This is a genomic window from Fundidesulfovibrio sp. YSD1 (assembly GCF_055397115.1).
The window spans coordinates 2,579,608-2,598,301 of sequence record NZ_AP043666.1 but is presented as its reverse complement, the minus strand read 5'-3'; the positions used below and the strand labels follow the sequence as shown (position 1 = coordinate 2,598,301).

Sequence of the window (18,694 nt, the reverse complement as noted above, 5' to 3'; positions counted from 1 at the left end):
CGCATCCCTAAGCTGGCAAACGCAAAAAACGCTTTCACGCTCCCGCGCTTCTGGGCTAAGAGGGGGCAATCATCGCTACCCGGGAGGATGCCCCATGCTGCGCAGATCACTCGTCATCATCGCCGCCGTTCTCCTGGCGGCGCAGTCCGCCTTCGCCCAGACTCCCTTCGAGATCAACAAGCAGAGCCTGCTCACGGAGATCGTGAGCCGCAAGAAGCTCATCGTGGGCATGGAGCTCAAGTACCCGCCCTTCGAGTCCACCGACGAAAAGGGCCAGCCCGTGGGCCTGGACGTGGACCTGGCCAGGCAAGCCGCCAAGGACCTGGGCGTGGAACTCGAGATCAAGGACATGGAGTGGACCGGGCTCATCCCCGCGCTCCAGACCGGCAAGATCGACCTGATCATCTCCGGCATCACCGGGACGCTCGAGCGCGCCAAGACCATCACCTTCACCAGCGCCTACTTCACCACCGGGCTGTGCGCGCTGATCTCGACCAAGCGCGCCCCCGACGTGGACAGCGTGGACAAGCTCGACGACCCGAAGCGTGTCATCGCCGTGAAGACCGGCACCACGGCGGACATCCTGGCCACCAAGCGCTTCCCCAAGGCCACCATCAACCGCTACAAGGACGAGTCCGCCTGCGTGCAGGAGGTGGTCAACGGTCGCGCCGACGCCTTCCTCTACGACCAGCTCTCCATCGCCAAGCACGCCAGGGAGTTCCCCCAGGCCACCAAGGCGCTGCTCAAGCCCTTCACCTATGAGCCCTTCTGCATCGCCATGCGCAAGGGCGACTTCGACCTGTGGAACTGGTTCGAGATGTTCGTCTCGCTGCGCCGCTCCGACGGCACCCTCGAGGAGCTGCGCAAGAAACACGTGGAGCCGGCGCTTCAGTAGCCTCCCCGCCCGGGGCCAGCCCAGAGCTGGCCCGGGGCAACGGCCTCTATGCCCAAACGAATCGCAGTCCGCCTGACCCTCATGGCCGTGGCCGCCGCGGCGCTCGCGGCCATGATGTCCACGATCCGCTACAACTGGGACTGGAGCGTGGTCTGGCAGTACCGCGAGCTGTTCATCCAGGGCTTCGCCAACACGGTGGCCGTCTCCTGCGGGGCCATCGTGCTGGGCCTGGCCATCGGCCTGACCGGGGGGCTCGCCCGCGTCTCGGAGAACATCTGGCTGCGCGAGGCCGCCACCATCTACGTGTGGATCTTCAGGGGCACGCCGCTTCTGACGCAGATCTACATTTTCTACTTCTGCTTCGCGGTGATCGTGCACGTGGACAACCCCTTTTTCACGGGCATGGTCACCCTGGCCTTCTTCGCCGGGGCCTACATCACGGAGATGGTCCGCGCGGGCATCGAATCCATCCCCCAGGGGCAGTGGGAGGCCGCGCGCTCCACGGGGCTGACCCACGCCCAGGCGCTCAGGAGCGTGGTCTTCCCCCAGGCGGTGCGGCGCATCATCCCGCCGGTCACCGGACAGTTCGTCTCGCTCATCAAGGACTCCTCGCTGCTTTCGGTCATCGCGGTGCGCGAGCTGACCAAGGGGGCGGAGATCGTCAACGCGGCCACCTACAAGACCTTCGAGGCCTACCTGCCGCTGGCGCTTTTCTACCTGGTCCTCACCTACCCCTTGAGCATCTTGACCTACCGCCTTGAACGGCGGATAATATATCAGTCCGCTCCGCGCAGCCGGGGCCGGACCCCCGCCAAGCAAAAAGGAGCTCCCAAATGACCAGGAAAATAAAGGTTTTCGCGCTCTCAACCTGTATCCACTGCAAGCACTGCAAAGAGTACCTGGACGAGCGGGGCCACGAGTACGAGTGCGTGTACGTGGACAGGCTTTCCGGAGAGGAGCGCAACGAGACCATCGCGTACATCAAGAAGGTCAACCCGGCCCTGTCCTTCCCCACGGTGGTCGTGGACGAGAAGGTGGTGGTCGGCTTCGACCGCGAGGAACTCGACAAGGCCCTCGGAGACTAAAACCATGGACGCCCAGGAACTGCACGGCAAGCTCAAGGCCTTCCAGGAGAAGAAGGGCTACTTCTTCAACCGCGACACCAAGATGGTCATGGAGCTCCTCGAGATGCTCCTTGTGAACAAGGAGCGCTACGGGCACATGGCCTGCCCCTGCCGCCTGGCGTCCGGCAGCTTCGAGATGGACAAGGATATCGTCTGCCCCTGCGCCTACCGCGAGGAGGACGTGAAGGAGTACGGACAGTGCTTCTGCGGCCTCTACGTCAGCAAGGAGTTCAACGAGGGCGGGCTTCCCCTGCGCGTGGTCCCGGAGCGCCGTCCACCCGAGAAGGTGCTGGCCGGGCTCGGGTTGTAACACGGCGCGAGCCTGCGGTCCGCATGTCGGAACGCCGGCACAGGCAAGGCCGCCGCAAAACCGGCCTGGCCGGTTTCCCACAGCCGATATACGTTGGCCCCGGCCTCTGCACGGGGACTTTATCATTGACTCGAATTGCTTTTTTGCTATCGTTGTTGTGCCGATGTGTCCGCAACTTCATCTGACCGGACATCATGAAACGAATTCGACTGCTTCTCGCCGAGGATATGGAGATAGTCCGTAAAGGGCTCAAGGCGCTTCTCACGTCCAATCCAGGATTCGAAGTCGTCGGCGAGGCCTCTGACGGACATTCCGCCGTGACCCTGGCCGGCTCACTGGGCCCCGACGTGGTGCTCATGGACCTCTCCCTGCCGCGCATGGACGGGGTGGAGGCCATCCACGAGATCAAGTCCCGCCATCCGCGCGTGCGCATCCTGGCCCTCACCGCCCACGGAAAGGACAACTACCTCACCTCGGCCGTGCAGGCCGGGGTGGACGGCTACCTGCTGAAGAACAGCCCCAGCGAGGAGCTCTTCGCGGCGATATCCGCCGTGGCCTCGGGCCAGTCGTTCTTCTCCCGCGAGGTCTCCGCCATGCTGGCCCAGGTCTGCCGCATGGGCAACAAGACCGCCGATCCGCTGGAGCGCCTCTCCAAGCGCGAGCGCCAGGTGCTCAAGCTGGCCGCCAAGGGGCAGACCAACAAGGAGATCGCGGACGCCATCTTCGTGAGCGTGAAGACCGTGGAGAAGCACAAGACCAACCTGAAGAAGAAGCTCGTGCTCAAAAGCTCGCTGGAGCTGGCCGCCTTCTGCCTGGAAAACGGCCTCATCGAGGAATGACCTTCCGGGGCGGACGCCGCCCCTTCCCACCGGACCAACCACCGTTTTTTGCCCCGAATCACTGGAGCACCGTTCAGGAACACGGCGCGCGTCAGCCCAAGGCCTCGCCAAGCGCCGCGAGAGCGGCCGCAAACACGTCCAGCGCGAGGGCCGCGTTCCGCCCGTTCCCGGCCAGGGCCGCGTCCTCGGCCCGGGCAGCGTGCGCGCCCATTTCCTCAAGGCCGAAGCGCATGCACGCGCCCTTGAGCCCGTGCGCGCCCGCTGCCGCATCCCCAAGCGCACCCCGCTCAAGCGCACCACGCGCCTGGGACAGCAAGTCCTCAAGCGCCCGCGCCAGCTCCGGCAGCAAGGGCCGCAGGGCCTCGGGCACGTTTCGGACCACGCTGGCGCTCATCGCTTGGCCAGCCCGAACTTCTTGAGCTTGTACTGGAGGGTGCGCCTGCTGATGCCCAGGGCGTCCGCCGTGCGCTCCCGGTGGCCCTCGTTGGCCTCCAGGGCCTTGACGAGTATCTGGCGCTCGGCCTCCTCGAAGCTCTCCGGGGCCTCCCCGGCGGCCGCGCGGGACCTGTCCTCGCGGGCCGTGCCGCCGGTGGGCGCGGCGGGCTCCAGCAGGTGCGGGGGCAGGGTCTCCGGGGTGAGCTGGTCCGAGCGCGTGAGGATCACGGCGCGCTCGAGCACGTTCTCGAGTTCGCGCACGTTGCCGGGCCACGGGTAGCGCGAAAGCGCCTCCAGGAAAGCCGGGCTCACCGAGCGCACGGTCTTCTTGTTCCTGGCCCCGAGCTTGTCGAGCAGAAAGGCGGCCAGCTGCGGCAGGTCCTCGATGCGCTCGCGCAGGGGGGGGATGGCGATCTCGAGCACGGCCAGCCTGAAATAGAGGTCCTCGCGGAAATTGCCCTTGGCCACCTCGGCGCGCAGGTCGCGGTTTGTGGCCGCCAGGATGCGCACGTCCGTGGCCACCGGCTTCACCGAACCCAAGGGCTCCACCACGCGCTCCTGCAGGGCGCGCAGGAGCTTGGCCTGAAGGCTGACGGGCAGCTCGCCCACCTCGTCCAAAAAGAGCGTGCCCCCGTGGGCCAGTTGGAAGCGCCCGGGCTTGTCCTTCACCGCGCCCGTGAACGCGCCCTTCACGTAGCCGAAGAGCTCGCTCTCAAGGAGCTCGTTCGGAAGCGCGGCGCAGTTCACCTTGATCAGCGGGTGCTCCCGGCGCGGGCTCATGGCGTGCACCAGCTCGGCCACAAGCTCCTTGCCCGTGCCCGATTCGCCGAGGATCAGCACCGTGGCCTCGGCCGGCCCCACTTGCGCGGCCAGCTCGCGCACCTGGCGCATGGCCAGGCTGTCGCCGATGAGCCTGGAGGACGCGTCCGCCTCGCCCACCCGGCGCTTGAGGTCCCTGTTCTCGCCGAGCAGCCTGCCGTACTCGAAGGCCTTGCCGAGCACGGCCTTCAACTCCTCGTTGTCCGCAGGCTTGGTCAGGTAGTCGAACGCCCCGCGCTTCATGGCCTCCACGGCCGAGCCCACCGTGCCGTAGGCCGTGAGCATGACCACGGGCAGTTGCGGGAAGATTTCGCGGATGGCGGCCAGGGCCTGCATGCCGTCCATGCCCGGCATCTTCATGTCCAGGAGCACAACGGACGGGCACCCGCCGTCGCGGCAGCCGCGCAGAAGCGTAAGCCCGGCCTCGGCGGACCCGGCCTCGGACACGCGCCAGCCCGCGTCCTCCATGACCGCCCGCACCATCAGGCGATGGCCCGGCTCGTCGTCGATGACCAGCAGTGACTTCATGTTCCTCCACCGGAAAGGGCCGCGGCCTCGAAGGACACGGGCCCCTTCCTGAACCTGAGCGTGACCACCGTGCCTTCGCCCTCGCGGCTTTCGATCTCAATCGCGCCCCGGTGGTCGCGCACGATCTTGTGCACGATGGACAGCCCCAGCCCGGACCCCTCCTTGCGGGTGGTGAAGAACGGCTCCAGCACGCGCTGACGCTCCTCCTCGCCCATGCCCCGGCCGTCGTCCTCCACGGCAACCAGCGTGTCCGCCCCGTCTTCGCGCGTGGCGAGCGTCACGTGCCCGCCCGCCCCGGGCAGCGCGGCCAGGGAATTCAGGATCAGGTTGATGAGCGCCTGCTTGAGCCCGTCCGGGTCCGCGAACACGACGGCCGCTTCGAGCCTCGCCGTGAACGCCGCTCCCGCGCGCTCCAGGTCGAAGCGCAAGAGTTTCTCCAGTTCCCGCGCCAGCCCCTCCATGTCCATGGCCACGGGCTCCATGGGCCTCGGCCTGGCCAGGTAGAGGAGGTCCGTGACCACGCGGCCCAGGCGGTCGGCCTCCTGGACCATGGTGTTGGCGTAGGACTCCTCGGGGTCCCTGCCCTTGAGCTTGGAGGCGAAGAACTGCGCGAAGCCCCGAAGCGCGCTCAGGGGGTTTCTTATCTCGTGGGCCACCCCGGCGGCGAGCCGCCCCACGGCGGCCAGGTGGCGCGACTGCTCCAGGTCGCGCTCCAGCGAGCGCAGCTGGGTGCGGTCGCGCACGAGCACCAGGGTCTCGCCCTCGATGGGCGCGGCCAGGGTTTCGAGGTTGCGGCCGTCCAGTTCCTGCTGACGCCAGGTGCAGGCGTCCGGGCAGCCCTCCAGGCTGCGCGACACGGGCAGCTCCGCGAAGGGCCGGCCCACCAGGTTCTCGCCCAGGATGGCCTTGGCCGCCGGGTTCACCGAGGAAACCACGCCCGAGGCGTCCACGGTCAGAAGCCCCTCGGGCAGCGAGTCCAGGAGCCTGGAATGGAAGCTCTCCAGGCGCACGAGCTTGCGCCCCTGCTCGCGCCTGCGCAGATAGGCCAGCATGACGATCCACAAGAGCGCGGCCGTGCCCAGCACGAACCCGGTCTGGAACAGTGCGGCGTTCCGGAAGTTCACGAACTGGGCGTAATGCTCGTCCAGGCTCATGCCCACCAGGAAGTACACGGGGGGCTGCTCCTGCCGCTGTTGCTGCCGCGGCGGCCCTCCCCGGCGTCCATGCCCCGGCCCGGGGGAGATCCCGGCCAGGCCCGGGCGCGCGGCGGCCGCGTAGCCGAGCATGGTCACCCCGCCCAGGGGCAGGCTGCCGAACCACTCGCCCGTGAGCGCGAGGTCCGAGAGCGCGAGCTGGTCCAGCGGGGCGTCGAGCATGGCCCGGGCCTCGGGCGGGGCCGAGGAGACCAGCAGGCGCCCTTCCTCGTCGTAGACGCCCAGGAACATGATCCCGCCGGATTCGGCGGTCTCGCGGAAGAGCTCCTCCAGGCGCTCGTGGGCCTCCTCGGGCTGCATGCGCCCGAGCATGGGCATCACGCGGGCCAGGTTGGCCTCCACGCCGCGCAGGATGGCCCGGGCCGCGTAGAGCACGTGCTGGTCGATGAGCCTGCGCTGGTCCACGAGGTTGCGCCACGTGACCACCGAGAGCGCCGCGCCCAGGAGCACCAGGGCGAGCGCGGCCAGGGCCAGGAGGCTCTTGGAGGTTCTCGGGGCGCTTACGTCCATGGCCTAACGCGTCATGAGGTCCATGACCTGCTCCGGGGTGAGGTTGTTCTCGATGGCCAGTTCGCGGAAGGTCATGTCCGAGAAGGCCACGATGCCCTTGGCCCGGAGCCTGGCCAGGGCCTGGGCCGTGTCGATGTTGCGGTCCCGGCAGAAGGCGGCCAGGGTCATGCGGTCGAGGCCCTCGGGGGCGGCGGCCGGAGCCTGCGTCTGCGCGCCCGGAGCGGGCTGCTGTACGCCGGGGGCCTGCTGCTGGGGCTCGGCCGGAGCGGCCGGGGCCTGCGGGGCCGGAGAGGGGGCGGGGGCAGGCTGGGGAACCGGCTGCGGAGCGGGGGCGGGCGCCTGCGGCGAGTCCGCCGGGGGGCGCTGGGGCGTGCCGCGCAGGGCGTCGTAGACCTCCACGGGGAGCATCAGGTTGTTCTGGGCGATCTGACGCAGGGTCTGGTCGCCGGAGGAGCGGATCCCGGCCTTGCCCAGGGTTTCCACGGCCTTGGCGAGCGGCAGGCCGTACTGCTCGCACACGTCGGCCAGCTTGAGCCTGCCGAGGCCCGGCGGGGGGTCGGCGGGCAGCTGCGGCGGCGGGGGGGGAGCCAGGGCCGGGGCGGTCTGCACCGGGGCGGGGGCCGGAAGCCTGGGCTCGCGCCCGCCGCGCAGGGTCTCGTACACGGCCGCCGGGACCAGCCCGTTCTGCCGGGCGATCTCCTCGATGGTGGCGTCCGGGGAGGAGAGCTTCACGTTGTGCAGGGCCAGGTTGGTCAGGGCCTTGCCCGGGTCCAGGCTCAGGCGCTTGGCCAGCTCCGTGGGGCTCATCTTCGCGGCCCCGGCCACGGGCGGCTCGCCGAAGCTCTTGGCGTGCCAGGACTTGAGGGATTCCGACATGCCCACCAGCGTGCCGCCCGGGGGCAGCATGAGCGCGCTGGCCGCGAGCACGGAGGCGAAGATCACCACGGCCGTGACCCACGCGGGCCCGGCGTCGGGCTCGTCCTCGCCCCCGGCCATCACCCGCCGCCCGCCCAGGGCGAGCGAGGCGAGCCCGGAGAGCGCGAGCAGGGCGCCCACGCCGAAGTGCAGGGCCTCCCAGCGCGGGCGCGTGAGCCCGAGGAAGGTCCAGCCCGACCACATGGCCACGTCGCCCGAAGGACCGGCGAACAAGGCCAGGGACGAGGCGGTGACGCCAAGCAGGGAAAAGGCGAACAGCAGCCAGAAGAGACGGCGGATCATCGGATGCTCCTCAAGGGATGGGCATGGGGGCGCGCCCCCTCGCCACCGTCTAGCACCGTGGGCGCGCACAAGGCAATCGGCCCTGAAAAGGCGGAACCCCGCCGGTGAGGGGTGGCGGGGTTCCTTGAGGCGAGGTGGATGGGAACAGGATGAAGTATGCTTACTGCGCCTTCTGGTCCGAAGGCTGGCCGGGCTGCGGACAGCACGGGGGAGCGGCCTGCTGGCCCGCGCCGGGGCCGGGGTTGCCCATCATGGGACAGCCGCCGGGGCCGTAACCGTAGCCGCCGCCACCGCCGCCGCCGGGGCAGCCGCCGCGCCCGGGGCCGCCGGCCAGGGGCAGGTTCACGCCGGTCTCCTTGAAGATGCGCTGCTGCAGGGCCACGCGCTCCTGGTAGACCATGGAGCTCAGGTTGCCGATCTCCTTGGCCAGGGCCTCTATCTTGGAGGAGTCGGGCTTGTCGGAGGCCAGCAGGGCGTTCAGTTCGGCCTGGCGGGTCCACTTGCGGCTCTCGAGCTCGTAAATCTTCTGGCGGCCTTCCATGTAGAGCTTGGCCACCTGCTCCTGCTTCTCCTGGGGCAGCCCGGCCATCCAGCCGTGGAAGCCGCGCCCGTAGGGCTGGGCCAGGGCCAGGGACGCGGAGGCCAAGAGGGCCGCCACCACCAGGGGCACGGTCATCAGACGAAATTTCATTGTCATTCTCCTCGGTTGTGCTCCCGCGCTTCAGGCGGAAGCGAAATCTACTTGCCCGCCGGGGCCTGCGGCGCGGCCGGAGCCTGGGGGGCGTTCAAGCCCTGCTGCATCATCCAGCCGCGGCCCTGGCCGTAGCCCTGGCCGCCGCGCGCCCAGGCGGGGCAGTTGCCGGGGCCGTAGCCCTGCGCCGGGGAGGCCTGGGCCACCTGACACCATCCGTTGCCCGGGCCGCGCATCCAGCCGTGGCCCCGGGCCTCGGCAGTGGCCGCCAGGCCGCCCAGAAGCGCCATGGTCAACATCATCAGAGCGAGAGTTTTCATAGCCGTCTCCTCGCGGCGAGCGTCGTTGCGCCGCGCCGGTCATGTAGCAGCAAGCGTGCCACAGGAAACACCATGGAAAATCAACAGGATGACGCCATCTGAAAAACACCTCGGGCCGGTTTTGTGCAAAGGGCTGCACATGCACTTGCACAGCACTTTCCGCCGCGCGCATTGACAGAAGACCACGATTGGCACATTGAAGGCTGCTTAAGCCGAACGATCTGGAACACCCATGAAATCCGCCCTCATCATTGGCGTCACGGGCCAGGACGGAGCCTACCTGGCGAAGCTTCTTTGCGACAAGGGCTACGCCGTGGCGGGCACGTCCCGCGACGCGTCCATGGCCAACACCTCCGCCCTGCGCGCCCTGGGCGTGGCTGACAAGGTGGGCATCCACTCTGCCTCGCTGACCGACTTCAGGAGCCTCTGGCAGGTGATGGAGAAGGTCCGGCCCGAGGAGATCTACAACCTGGCCGGGCAGAGCTCCGTGGGGCTCTCCTTCGAACAGCCCCTGGAGACCTTCGAGTCCGTGGCCGTGGCCGCCTTCAACATCCTGGAGCTCCTGCGCCTCCTGGGCAAGCCGGTGCGGCTGTACAACGCCTGCTCCTCGGAGTGCTTCGGCAACTCCCCCGAGCCCGCCGGGGAGGACACGCCCTTCAAGCCGCGCAGCCCCTACGCCGTGGCCAAGTCCGCGGCCTTCTGGGCCGTGGCCAACTACCGCGAGGCCTACGGGCTCTACGCCTGCTCGGGCATCCTGACCAACCACGAGTCGCCCATGCGCCCCTCGCGCTTCGTCACGCGCAAGATCGTGTCCACTGCCGCGCGCATCGCGGCCGGCTCGGGCGAGCGCCTGAGCCTCGGCAACACCGACGTGGTGCGCGACTGGGGCTGGGCCGGGGAGTACGTGGACGCCATGTGGCGCATGCTCCAGCAGGACAGGCCGGAGGATTTCGTCATCGCCACCGGCAAGAGCTACTCCCTTCTCGATTTCACGGCCCGGGTCTTCGCGGAGTTGGGCCTTGACCATACCGAACACGTCGATCTCAATTCCAGCCTCCTTCGCCCCACCGACATCCTGGTGAGCCGCGCCGACCCTTCCAAGGCGGAGCGCGTGCTCGGCTGGAAGGCCACCATGGACATGCCCGAGGTGGTGCGGGCCATGGTCAAGGCCGAACGCGAGAGGCTCACTGCCCAAGGAGAAACGAAATGAACAAGAAAGTCGCCCTCATCACCGGCATCACCGGCCAGGACGGGGCCTATCTGGCGGAACTGCTCATCGAGAAGGGCTACGAGGTGCACGGCGTCAAGCGTCGCGCCTCGCTCTTCAACACCGACCGCATCGACCACCTCTACCAGGAGCCCTCGGTCAAGGACCGCAACCTGATCCTGCATTACGGCGACCTGACCGACTCCACCAACCTGATCAGGGTGATCCAGCAGGTGAAGCCCGACGAGATCTACAACCTGGCGGCCCAGTCGCACGTGGCCGTGTCCTTCGAGACCCCGGAGTACACCGCCAACTGCGACGCCCTGGGCACCCTGCGCTTGCTGGAGGCCGTGCGCATCCTGGGCCTCACCGAGAAGACCAGGATCTACCAAGCCTCCACCTCGGAGCTCTACGGCAAGGTCCAGGAGATCCCCCAGACCGAGAAGACGCCCTTCTACCCGCGCAGCCCCTACGCCGTGGCCAAGCTCTACGGCTACTGGATCACGGTGAACTACCGCGAGGCCTACAACATGTTCGCCTGCAACGGCATCCTGTTCAACCACGAGTCCCCGGTGCGCGGCGAGACCTTCGTCACCCGCAAGATCACCAGGGCCATGGCCAGGATCAAGCTGGGCCTGCAGGACTGCCTGTACCTGGGCAACCTGGACGCCAAGCGCGACTGGGGCCACGCCCGCGACTACGTGGAGATGATGTGGCTCATGCTCCAGCAGGACGAGCCCGACGACTACGTGATCGCGACCGGCAGGCAGTTCAGCGTGCGCCAGTTCGTGCAGGCCGCGGCCAAGGAGCTGGACATCCCCCTGCGCTTCGAGGGCCAGGGCGCGGACGAGAAGGCCTACCACGCCGAAACCGGCAAATGTCTGGTGGCGGTGGACCCGCGCTACTTCCGTCCGACCGAGGTGGATACCCTGCTGGGCGATCCCTCCAAGGCCAGGGAGAAGCTGGGCTGGGTGCCGCGCATCAGCTTCGAGGAGATGGTGGCCGAAATGACCCGCGCCGACCTGCGCGACGCCGAGCGCGACGACATGTGCCGCACCAGGGGCTACAAGACCTTCGACTTCAACGAATAGCATCCCCCGCACGCTTCCAAGGGAAAGGCCGGGTCCGCCCGGCCTTTCTTTTTGCCGTCACGCCCCGGCCATCGGTACGACGCTTGCAAAACATCCCCGCAAGACGCTTGTTTTCCCGCTTTTCCGGATGAAAATGTTAGAAAAACCATAAAAAAGCGTCGGGTAGTCTTACAATGCGAGACAAACGCCCCACTTCACGTCCGCCCAAGGCAGCCTCCGGCAAGAGCGCGGTGAAGATCATCGCCCCGGTTCTCGCGATCCTGCTGGCCTTCATCGGCCTGGCCGGAGCCACGGAAGGCACCGCGATCCGCGAACTGTTCTCGAACCTGGACATCCCGTTCGGAAGCGACGATGACTCCGTTCCGCCCACGGCGTCCGGACGTCGCTCCGTGATGGACGACAGGGTGAAGACCGCCAAGGTCAAGCCCTCCAGCGAGTCCATCTCGTTGGAGGTGGAGCCCGCGCTGTTCAAGGAGCTCTTCTCCGTGCCCGGTCCCGAGCAGGAGGCCGGGGGCGGCGCTGGCGCGCACTCCTGGACCCCGGGCGTGGACCCCTCGGGTTACGCCGGCAGCGGGCTTGGCTCGCGCATGCCCGGCACGAGGTTCTTCCTTCCGGCCGCGTTCTCCCAGGGCGGCTTCTCCTCCGGGTCCGGCGGCTCGGGCGGCGGATCGGCCGGAGGTTCCGGCGGCGGATCCACGGGGACCAGCAGCGCGCCGCGCTCCACGGCCACGCAGCCCTTCGACGCCCAGGAGATCGCCCAGGTGCTGCCCATGGCCAGGATACTGGGTGACCCCGGCTCGTCCGGCGACGGCGGCTCTCCCTATTCCTACTCCCCGAGCGGCCCTTCCAAGAACCTGCTCGATTCGCCCAGGGACCTGCTCGACCCCAGCGACCCGGCCACGGACCCCACGGGCCCGGACGCGGCGAACGGCCCCGTGCCCACCCCGGAACCGGCCTCGATGTTCCTGAGCGGGCTGGGCCTGGCGGGCATCTGGGCGGCCAGGCGGCGCGCGGCGAGAAAGGGCTAGCGCACCCGCGCCGAAATCACAAAAGAGCCCCCCGGACGCCTGGCGTCCGGGGGGCTTTGCCATTCCCATTCCGTCCGCTCTAAAAAAAACCGGCGGCCAGGCCCAGCGCGATGGCGGCCATCATCCAGGCCACGGCGCGGCGCACGCCTTCGAGCGTGACCTTGCGCACCAGCCTGCGCCCGATCCAGGCCCCGGCGAACGCGGCCACCGACGCGGCGGCCACCAGCCAGGCCCTGTCCGCCACTTCCGGACGGGCCAGGTGCCCGGTGTAGACGGCCAGGCGGCTTGCGTCCACCACGCAGGCCAGGACCACGCCCGTGGCGATGAAGGCCTCCTTGGAGAGCCCCGCCTTGAGCAGGTAGGCGCTACGGAAAGCGCCCTGGTGGCCCGAGAGCCCGCCGAAAAAGCCGCTCAAAAGCCCGCCCGCCACAAGCCCGCCCCAGGCCGGACCCTTCTTGATGGAACCCCTGAGTTCCGCGAAGGCGAAAGAGCCCATGAGCGCGGCCAGGGCTATCTTGACCACGCTGACCTGGCGCTCGGCCCCCAGGGCCTCGTAACCGAAGAGGGGCGGGACGTCCGAGAGCAGCACCAGGAGCCTGGCCCCGGCGTAGGCCGCGATCATGGCCGGGACGCCGAAGCGTAGGGCTGTTTTCAGGTCGGCTTGGCGCCAGAAGAGCGCGAGCTTGAAGGCGTTGTTGGCCATGTGCACCAGGGCGGTCTGGGCGATGGCCACGTCCACGGGGAAGAACAGGGCGAAGGCCGGGAAGAGGATGGTCCCCAGGCCGAAGCCGGAAAAGAGCGTGAGCCCGGAAGCGGCCAGGGCCACGGCGCAGACCAGCACATACTCCATCGTGATATCTCCGAAGCCTTGCGCGAAGCGAAAAGCCGGGTCCAGGGGGAGGCTTCTCCCCCTGGCCGCCGGAGGCATCCTACTCTTCTTCCAGTATCGCCACCGCCCGCACGGGCGCGCCGTCGCCCTGCACGGCCAGGGGCAGGCCCGCAAACAGGAAATCCCGCCCGCGCGGCAGCAGATGCGTATTGGCCAGGTTCTCGAAGCTCGCGATCCCGGCCTCGCACAGCGCGCGCTCGATGGCCTCGTCCAGGGGCCACTGAACGGCCTGGCCCACGAAGGCCGGGCCGGACGCCAGGAGTTCGGGCAGCATGGCGGCAGTGAGCGGCGCGTCCGCGTAGACCACGCCCATTCCGGGCTCGTGCGGCCCGCCCGCCACCACCGCCCGGGCCACGAAGCACGCAAGCGGCAGCTCCTCCAGGCGCGCGCCCCCTTGGGCCATGTGCCAGGGCGCGTTGACGTGGGTGCCCGCGTGGCTGCCGAAGCACAACTCGTGCAGCCTGAACCCGTGCGTCTCGAGGTCGCGCACCTGGCGCACGCGCACGGGCGGGTCGCCCGGGTAGCCGGGCGTCAGTTCACCCAGGGGCAGGGTCAGGTCAAGCAGCCGCATGGGGCGCGCCCTCGGCGCGCTTCTCCCCGTTGGTCCTGAAGCGCTTGCCCAGCCAGGTCTGGAAGCGGTCCAGGTACACGTAGTAGACCGGCGTGAAGTAGAGCGTGAGCAGCTGCGACACAAGAAGCCCGCCGACCACCGCCAGGCCCAGGGGCCGCCTGGCCTCCGCGCCCGCGCCGAAGCCCAGGGCGATGGGCAGCGTGCCCATGAGCGCGGCCATGGTGGTCATCATGATCGGGCGGAAACGCACCATGGCCCCCTTGAAGATGGCCTCGGCCGGGGTGAGCTTCTCGTCGCGCTGGGCCTCCAGGGCGAAGTCGATCATCATGATGGCGTTCTTCTTCACGATGCCGATGAGCATGATGATGCCCACGAACCCGTAGATATCCAGATCCATCCTGAAGAGCATGAGCGTGGCCAGCGCGCCCACGCCCGCCGAGGGCAGGCCGGACAGGATGGTCAGCGGGTGGATGAAGGACTCGTAGAGGATGCCCAGCACGATGTAGATGACCACGATGGACATGATCACCAGAAGCGACATGCCCGCGAAGGAGGACTGGAACGCCTGGGCCGTGCCCTCGAACTTGGTGGAGAAGCTGGCGGGCAGGGTCTGGCGGGCCATGTTCTCCACGGCCTCCACGGCCTGGGAGAGCGAGGCCCCGGGGCGCAGGTTGAAGGAGATGGTCACCGAGGGCAGCTGGCCGGAGTGGTTCACGGACAGGGGCCCCACGCCCAGCTGGCGCTTGACCAGCACGTCCAGGGGCACGAGCTTGCCCGTGGCCGGGGAGCGCACGTAGAGCCGCGACATCAGCGAGGGGTCGCCCTGGTACTGGGGCAGAAGCTCCATGATCACCTGGTAGTCGCTGTTGGGCGCGTAGATGGTGGACACCTGGCGCGAGCCGTAGGACGTGTAGAGGGCGTCCTCGATCTGGTGCGCGCTGATGCCGAGCGCCGAGATCTTGTCGCGGTCGAACTCCAGGAAGACCTGCGGGCTCTTGAGCTGGAGGTCGGAGTTGACGTCCTGGAGCACGGCCACGTCCTTGAGCTTCTCCTCGAGCTCGGCGGAATACTTGAAGAGCTCCTGGGTGTCCGGGTTCTGGAGCGTGAACTGGTAGAGGCCCTTGCTGAAGTTGCCGCCCAGGCGGATGGCGGGCGGGTTCTGCAAAAAGCCCATGATTCCGGGCACCTGGGCCAGTTTCGGCCTGAGCTTCTGGATGAGCTGGTCCGCCGAGAGCGGGCGCTCGTGCCGGGGCTTGAGCTTGATGAACATGCGCCCGGAGTTCAGCGTGGACACGGGCCCGCCCGCGCCCACCACGGACATGAAGCCCTGGACGTTCTCGTCGGCGGCGATGATGTCCATGAGCCGCTTCTGCTTCTCCACCATGGCCGGGAAGCTGATGCCCTGCTCGGCCTCGGTGACCATGGCCAGCTGGCCGATGTCCTCGCTGGGCAGGAAGCCCTTGGGGATGGCCGTGAACAGCCAGCCCGTGACCACCAGGAGCGACAGCGAGAAGAGCATGGTCAGCCGCCGGTGGGAGATGACCCAGGCCAGCGAGCGTTTGTAGGTGGAAAGCAGGCCCTCGAACACGGCCTCGATGAACATGTACACCCGGCCGTGGCGCTCCTGGCCGTGGGCCTTGAGCCACTTGGCGCAGAGCATGGGCGTGAGCGAGAGCGACACGAAGCCCGAGAACAGGATGGCCACGCAGATGGTGACCGCGAACTCCTTGAAGAGCCTGCCCACCACGCCGCCCATGAAGAGCACGGGCAGGAACACGGCGGTGAGCGAGATGGTCATGGAGAGGATGGTGAAGCTCACCTCCCTGGACCCGTCCTGGGCGGCCATGAGCGGCGGCTTGCCCATCTCCATGTGGCGCACGATGTTCTCGAGCATGACGATGGCGTCGTCCACCACGAAGCCCACGGAGAGCGTGAGCGCCATGAGCGAGATGTTGTTCAGGCTGAACCCGGCCTGGTACATGAGCGCGAACGTGCCCATGAGCGACAGGGGCAGGGCCAGCGAGGGGATGATGGTGGCCGAGATGTTTCGCAGGAAGAGGAATATCACCAGGATGACCAGGAACACCGTGAGCACCAGGGTGAACTTGACGTCCTCCACCGACTCCTTGATCGACTCGGAGCGGTCGATCATGATCTCCATGTTCACGGCCTGGGGCAGCTGGGCCTTGAAGGCGGGCAGGAGCTTCTTCACCGCGTCCACCACGGCCACGGTGTTGGTGCCGGGCTGGCGCTGGATGGCCAGCACGAAGCCGGGCTCGCCGTTGTAGAAGTTGCGGCGGCGGTCGTTCTCCACGGAGTCCACGGCCCGGCCGATCTCATTGAGCCTTATGGGCGCGCCGTTCTTGTAGGCCACGATCACCGGCCCGTAGAGCTCGGCCTTGGTCAGCTGGCCCGAGGCCTGCACCGTGTACTCGCGGCTGGGGCCGGACACGGTGCCCGTGGGCACGTTGGAGTTGGCGGCGCGCACGGCGCTGGCGATCTCGTCGATGCCTATCTCGCGGCTGGCCAGGGCGTCCGGGTCCAGCTGGATGCGCACGGCGTACTTCTGCGAGCCGTAGACCACCACCTGGGACACGCCGCTGACCATGGAGATGCGCTGGGCGAGCATGTTCTCGGCGTACTCGTTCAGGTCCGAGAGGCGCATGGTGGGCGAGGTGAGCGCCAGGTAGAGCACGGGCGAGTCCGCCGGGTTCACCTTGCGGTAGGTGGGCGGGGTGGTCATCTCCGTGGGCATGTTCCGGAAGGCCTGGGCGATGGCCGTGTTCACGTCCTGGGCCGCGGCGTCGATGTTGCGCGAGAGGTCGAACTGGAGCGTGACCTTGGTCATGCCCAGGGTGGAGTTGGAGTTCATGGAGTCCAGGCCCGCGATGGTGGAGAACTGCTTCTCCAGGGGCGTGGCCACGGACGCGGCCATGGTCTCGGGGCTGGCCCCGGAGAGCGTGGCCGTGACCTGGATGGTGGGGAAGTCCACGTTGGGCAGGTCGGACACGGGCAGCGAGTTGTAGCCCATGACGCCGAAGATCATGAGCGCGGCCATGACCAGCGTGGTCATGACCGGACGCTTGATGAATCCCGATGAAAGGCTCATTGGGCCTTGCCTCCCTGGGCTTTCGCCGCGCCCCCGTCAGCGGCCTGGGCCTTGGCGGGCTGCTGAGCGTCGCCGCCCTTGACCTCCACGGGGGCGTTGGGGGCCAGGCGCACGTGGCCGTCGGTGACCACGGTCTCCCCGGCCTCGAGGCCCTTGGCGATGATGAAGCGCTCCCCGGCGCTGCCGCCGGTCTCCACGAGCCTGAACTGGACCGTGTTCTGGGGCGTGACCACGTAGACGTAGCTGCCCTGGAGCCCCTGCTGCACGGCGGCCGAGGGCACGCTCAGCACGCCCTCGCGGTTGGCCAGCTTGAGCGTGACCTTGGCGAACTGGCCGGGCCAGAGGCGCTTGCCCGCGTTCTGGAACAGGGCCTTGAGCTTGATGGTGCCCGTGGCGCGGTCCACGGCGTTGTCCACCGAGACCAGCTCGCCGGTTTCCGGGGCACTGGCGTCGCCGACCAGGAAGGCGTCCACGGGCAGGGAGGCCTTGCCCATGCGCGAGGATATCTCGGGCAGGTACTGCTCGGGCACGGAGAAGCTCACGTAGATGGGCTGGATCTGGTTGATCACAAGCAGGTTGCGGTCGTCGTTGGCCTTGATGACGTTGCCCACGTTGACCAGCACCTGGCCCACGCGCCCGGCGAAGGGGGCCTTGATCACGGAGTAGTCCAGCTGGATGCGGGCCTGCTCGATCTGAGCCTCGGAGAGCTTTATGGAGGCGCGCAGGCTTTTGGCGTCGGTCTGGGCCTGGTCGTACTGCTGCTGGCTGACCACGTCCTTCTGCTTGAGCCCGGTGTAGCGGGTCAGGTCGTCCTCGGCCTTCTTGAGCAGGGCCTGGTCGCGCTCGAGCTTGCCCTGGGCCTCCTTGAGCGCGGCCTGGAAGGGGCGCTGGTCCAGCACGAAAAGCACGTCGCCGGCGGCCACTTCCTGGCCGTCGCGCACGCGCTGCTCCACGATGAGCCCGCCCACCTGGGTGCGCACGGCGGCCGTCTGGAAGGGCTCCACGTTGGCAACGGTCTGGATGCTCACGGGGATGGCCCCGGAATCCACCTTGGCCACGGCCACGGGCACCGGCCGCCTGGCCGGGGCGTTCGCCTTCTTGTCGTCGGAGCAACCGGCGGCGAGCGCCAACATCACGAGTGCGCCCGCGATGCAGGCGGCCTTGAAGCGTCCCATTATGATCCTTCCTGACGATAGCCGCGCATGGCGGCGAGGCTGAAGGTGAGAATATGGCGTGAAAGAACGTCGATGCCCGCGGTGTCCCAGGTTACGTCCGGGAACAAGATTTCTATGGCCGCGCGGCAGCGGTAGTAGTGCTGGCACTGCCCGGCCACGGAGAGCGCGCAGTTGCGCACGTCCTCGGCGCTGGCCCCGTCGCCCAGGATGAGGGCCACGATGGACATGAGCCGCTCAATGTTCGGGCGCACCGAGCCGTTGACCATGCGGTCGAGCCCCGGGGAGGGCTCGCCCATCTCCCGGGCCATGAGCCTGGTGCTCCAGGCCGGGCTGTCCTCGGCCAGGGTGCGGTAGAGGAAGGAGCGGATGAAGGCCTCCAGGGCCTCTTCGGGCGTGGCGTCGTCCGTGACCCCGGCCGTGGAGGGGTAGCGCATCAGGCCCCGGCGGTGGCAGTGCTCCAGGAGCGCCTGGTAGAGGCCCTCCTTGCCGCCGAAATGGTAGTTCACGGAGGCGAGGTTCGTACCGGCCCGGGCGCAGATCTCCCTGATCGTGCCCTGCCGGTAGCCCTTCTCCGAGAAGACCTCGCCCGCGGCCTCCAAAAGCCTGAGCTTCGTCTCGTCCTGCTCCGCATGCTGCATGAAGGCCTCAAACACTTGTTTCAATCGCGCGTTTAGCGAACATTGCCACTAGCTGTCAAAAGGCGTATTGGCTAGCCCCTGCG

The 18,694-nt window shown here is 68.0% G+C and carries 19 protein-coding genes; 8 read left to right on the top strand and 11 right to left on the bottom strand.

All coding sequences use genetic code 11. From position 1 onward, the window contains the following. The first annotated feature begins 94 nt into the window (after positions 1 to 94). From ACZ5V4_RS12215 to ACZ5V4_RS12195, 5 genes are all read left to right on the top strand, one after another. Positions 95 to 895, top strand: a complete 801-nt coding sequence (locus ACZ5V4_RS12215; protein ID WP_464315132.1) for a transporter substrate-binding domain-containing protein — start codon at positions 95 to 97, stop codon at positions 893 to 895. A gap of 48 nt (positions 896 to 943) precedes the next feature. Beyond that, on the top strand, positions 944 to 1,732 hold the full coding sequence (locus tag ACZ5V4_RS12210) for an amino acid ABC transporter permease (protein ID WP_464315131.1): 789 nt from the start codon (positions 944 to 946) through the stop codon (positions 1,730 to 1,732). Continuing rightward, entirely contained in the window at positions 1,729 to 1,980 is a 252-nt protein-coding gene (locus ACZ5V4_RS12205) for a glutaredoxin family protein (protein ID WP_464315130.1), read from the top strand. The genes ACZ5V4_RS12210 and ACZ5V4_RS12205 overlap by 4 nt, the downstream gene beginning before the upstream one ends. A gap of 4 nt (positions 1,981 to 1,984) precedes the next feature. Continuing rightward, the gene (locus ACZ5V4_RS12200; protein ID WP_464315129.1) at positions 1,985 to 2,329 is read left to right on the top strand and encodes a ferredoxin-thioredoxin reductase catalytic domain-containing protein; all 345 of its coding nucleotides are present in this window, start codon (positions 1,985 to 1,987) and stop codon (positions 2,327 to 2,329) included. Between the two features lie 194 nt (positions 2,330 to 2,523). After that, positions 2,524 to 3,168, top strand: coding sequence for a response regulator (locus ACZ5V4_RS12195; protein WP_464315128.1), 645 nt, complete (start codon positions 2,524 to 2,526; stop codon positions 3,166 to 3,168). A gap of 91 nt (positions 3,169 to 3,259) precedes the next feature. Here ACZ5V4_RS12195 and ACZ5V4_RS12190 read toward each other — a convergent pair whose 3' ends face one another. The 6 genes from ACZ5V4_RS12190 to ACZ5V4_RS12165 form a co-directional block, all read right to left on the bottom strand. Then, positions 3,260 to 3,562 (bottom strand): Hpt domain-containing protein, encoded by a 303-nt coding sequence (locus tag ACZ5V4_RS12190; protein ID WP_464315127.1) that lies wholly within the window; start codon positions 3,560 to 3,562, stop codon positions 3,260 to 3,262. Then, positions 3,559 to 4,950, bottom strand: coding sequence for a sigma-54-dependent transcriptional regulator (locus ACZ5V4_RS12185; RefSeq protein ID WP_464315126.1), 1,392 nt, complete (start codon positions 4,948 to 4,950; stop codon positions 3,559 to 3,561). Before ACZ5V4_RS12185 ends, ACZ5V4_RS12190 begins: the two co-directional genes overlap by 4 nt. Further along, positions 4,947 to 6,674, bottom strand: coding sequence for a two-component system sensor histidine kinase NtrB (locus tag ACZ5V4_RS12180; protein ID WP_464315125.1), 1,728 nt, complete (start codon positions 6,672 to 6,674; stop codon positions 4,947 to 4,949). The genes ACZ5V4_RS12185 and ACZ5V4_RS12180 overlap by 4 nt, the downstream gene beginning before the upstream one ends. A 3-nt stretch (positions 6,675 to 6,677) precedes the next feature. Beyond that, complete coding sequence (locus ACZ5V4_RS12175; protein ID WP_464315124.1) at positions 6,678 to 7,892, bottom strand: DUF4405 domain-containing protein; 1,215 nt, start codon at positions 7,890 to 7,892, stop codon at positions 6,678 to 6,680. Positions 7,893 to 8,052: 160 nt separating this feature from the next. Continuing rightward, positions 8,053 to 8,583, bottom strand: coding sequence for a periplasmic heavy metal sensor (locus tag ACZ5V4_RS12170; RefSeq protein WP_464315123.1), 531 nt, complete (start codon positions 8,581 to 8,583; stop codon positions 8,053 to 8,055). A 47-nt stretch (positions 8,584 to 8,630) separates the two neighbouring features. Next, positions 8,631 to 8,903, bottom strand: a complete 273-nt coding sequence (locus ACZ5V4_RS12165) for a hypothetical protein (protein ID WP_464315122.1) — start codon at positions 8,901 to 8,903, stop codon at positions 8,631 to 8,633. 232 nt (positions 8,904 to 9,135) lie between these two features. On the opposite strand from ACZ5V4_RS12165, the gene ACZ5V4_RS12160 reads away from it, so the two are divergent. The 3 genes from ACZ5V4_RS12160 (at position 9,136) to ACZ5V4_RS12150 (ending at position 12,229) form a co-directional block, all read left to right on the top strand. After that, positions 9,136 to 10,113, top strand: coding sequence for a GDP-mannose 4,6-dehydratase (locus ACZ5V4_RS12160; RefSeq protein ID WP_464315121.1), 978 nt, complete (start codon positions 9,136 to 9,138; stop codon positions 10,111 to 10,113). After that, positions 10,110 to 11,201, top strand: coding sequence for a GDP-mannose 4,6-dehydratase (gmd, locus tag ACZ5V4_RS12155; RefSeq protein ID WP_464315120.1), 1,092 nt, complete (start codon positions 10,110 to 10,112; stop codon positions 11,199 to 11,201). The genes ACZ5V4_RS12160 and gmd overlap by 4 nt, the downstream gene beginning before the upstream one ends. A 173-nt stretch (positions 11,202 to 11,374) precedes the next feature. Continuing rightward, positions 11,375 to 12,229, top strand: a complete 855-nt coding sequence (locus tag ACZ5V4_RS12150; protein WP_464315119.1) for a PEP-CTERM sorting domain-containing protein — start codon at positions 11,375 to 11,377, stop codon at positions 12,227 to 12,229. 79 nt (positions 12,230 to 12,308) lie between these two features. On the opposite strand, the gene ACZ5V4_RS12145 is transcribed toward ACZ5V4_RS12150, so the two are convergent. The 5 genes from ACZ5V4_RS12145 to ACZ5V4_RS12125 all read right to left on the bottom strand — a co-directional run bounded on the left by ACZ5V4_RS12145 (position 12,309) and on the right by ACZ5V4_RS12125 (position 18,611). Then, positions 12,309 to 13,079, bottom strand: coding sequence for a sulfite exporter TauE/SafE family protein (locus ACZ5V4_RS12145; protein WP_464315118.1), 771 nt, complete (start codon positions 13,077 to 13,079; stop codon positions 12,309 to 12,311). 79 nt (positions 13,080 to 13,158) lie between these two features. Then, on the bottom strand, positions 13,159 to 13,689 hold the full coding sequence (locus tag ACZ5V4_RS12140) for a cyclase family protein (protein WP_464315117.1): 531 nt from the start codon (positions 13,687 to 13,689) through the stop codon (positions 13,159 to 13,161). After that, positions 13,676 to 16,798 carry an efflux RND transporter permease subunit gene (locus tag ACZ5V4_RS12135; protein WP_464315116.1) on the bottom strand — a complete coding sequence of 1,041 codons (3,123 nt, stop codon included), beginning with the start codon at positions 16,796 to 16,798 and terminating at the stop codon, positions 13,676 to 13,678. Before ACZ5V4_RS12135 ends, ACZ5V4_RS12140 begins: the two co-directional genes overlap by 14 nt. Further along, a complete protein-coding gene (locus ACZ5V4_RS12130) occupies positions 16,795 to 17,973 on the bottom strand; it encodes an efflux RND transporter periplasmic adaptor subunit (RefSeq protein WP_464315115.1) in 1,179 nt (392 codons plus the stop codon). Before ACZ5V4_RS12130 ends, ACZ5V4_RS12135 begins: the two co-directional genes overlap by 4 nt. Beyond that, the gene (locus ACZ5V4_RS12125) at positions 17,973 to 18,611 is read right to left on the bottom strand and encodes a CerR family C-terminal domain-containing protein (protein WP_464315114.1); all 639 of its coding nucleotides are present in this window, start codon (positions 18,609 to 18,611) and stop codon (positions 17,973 to 17,975) included. The genes ACZ5V4_RS12130 and ACZ5V4_RS12125 overlap by 1 nt, the downstream gene beginning before the upstream one ends. Positions 18,612 to 18,694 lie beyond the last annotated feature (83 nt).

Coding starts and splice junctions, on each gene's coding strand:
- ACZ5V4_RS12215 (WP_464315132.1), top strand. CDS start 95: ATGCTGCGCAGATCACTCGTCATCATCGCCGCCGTTCTCCTGGCGGCG.
- ACZ5V4_RS12210 (WP_464315131.1), top strand. CDS start 944: ATGCCCAAACGAATCGCAGTCCGCCTGACCCTCATGGCCGTGGCCGCC.
- ACZ5V4_RS12205 (WP_464315130.1), top strand. CDS start 1,729: ATGACCAGGAAAATAAAGGTTTTCGCGCTCTCAACCTGTATCCACTGC.
- ACZ5V4_RS12200 (WP_464315129.1), top strand. CDS start 1,985: ATGGACGCCCAGGAACTGCACGGCAAGCTCAAGGCCTTCCAGGAGAAG.
- ACZ5V4_RS12195 (WP_464315128.1), top strand. CDS start 2,524: ATGAAACGAATTCGACTGCTTCTCGCCGAGGATATGGAGATAGTCCGT.
- ACZ5V4_RS12190 (WP_464315127.1), bottom strand. CDS start 3,562: ATGAGCGCCAGCGTGGTCCGAAACGTGCCCGAGGCCCTGCGGCCCTTG.
- ACZ5V4_RS12185 (WP_464315126.1), bottom strand. CDS start 4,950: ATGAAGTCACTGCTGGTCATCGACGACGAGCCGGGCCATCGCCTGATG.
- ACZ5V4_RS12180 (WP_464315125.1), bottom strand. CDS start 6,674: ATGGACGTAAGCGCCCCGAGAACCTCCAAGAGCCTCCTGGCCCTGGCC.
- ACZ5V4_RS12175 (WP_464315124.1), bottom strand. CDS start 7,892: ATGATCCGCCGTCTCTTCTGGCTGCTGTTCGCCTTTTCCCTGCTTGGC.
- ACZ5V4_RS12170 (WP_464315123.1), bottom strand. CDS start 8,583: ATGAAATTTCGTCTGATGACCGTGCCCCTGGTGGTGGCGGCCCTCTTG.
- ACZ5V4_RS12165 (WP_464315122.1), bottom strand. CDS start 8,903: ATGAAAACTCTCGCTCTGATGATGTTGACCATGGCGCTTCTGGGCGGC.
- ACZ5V4_RS12160 (WP_464315121.1), top strand. CDS start 9,136: ATGAAATCCGCCCTCATCATTGGCGTCACGGGCCAGGACGGAGCCTAC.
- gmd (WP_464315120.1), top strand. CDS start 10,110: ATGAACAAGAAAGTCGCCCTCATCACCGGCATCACCGGCCAGGACGGG.
- ACZ5V4_RS12150 (WP_464315119.1), top strand. CDS start 11,375: ATGCGAGACAAACGCCCCACTTCACGTCCGCCCAAGGCAGCCTCCGGC.
- ACZ5V4_RS12145 (WP_464315118.1), bottom strand. CDS start 13,079: ATGGAGTATGTGCTGGTCTGCGCCGTGGCCCTGGCCGCTTCCGGGCTC.
- ACZ5V4_RS12140 (WP_464315117.1), bottom strand. CDS start 13,689: ATGCGGCTGCTTGACCTGACCCTGCCCCTGGGTGAACTGACGCCCGGC.
- ACZ5V4_RS12135 (WP_464315116.1), bottom strand. CDS start 16,798: ATGAGCCTTTCATCGGGATTCATCAAGCGTCCGGTCATGACCACGCTG.
- ACZ5V4_RS12130 (WP_464315115.1), bottom strand. CDS start 17,973: ATGGGACGCTTCAAGGCCGCCTGCATCGCGGGCGCACTCGTGATGTTG.
- ACZ5V4_RS12125 (WP_464315114.1), bottom strand. CDS start 18,611: ATGCAGCATGCGGAGCAGGACGAGACGAAGCTCAGGCTTTTGGAGGCC.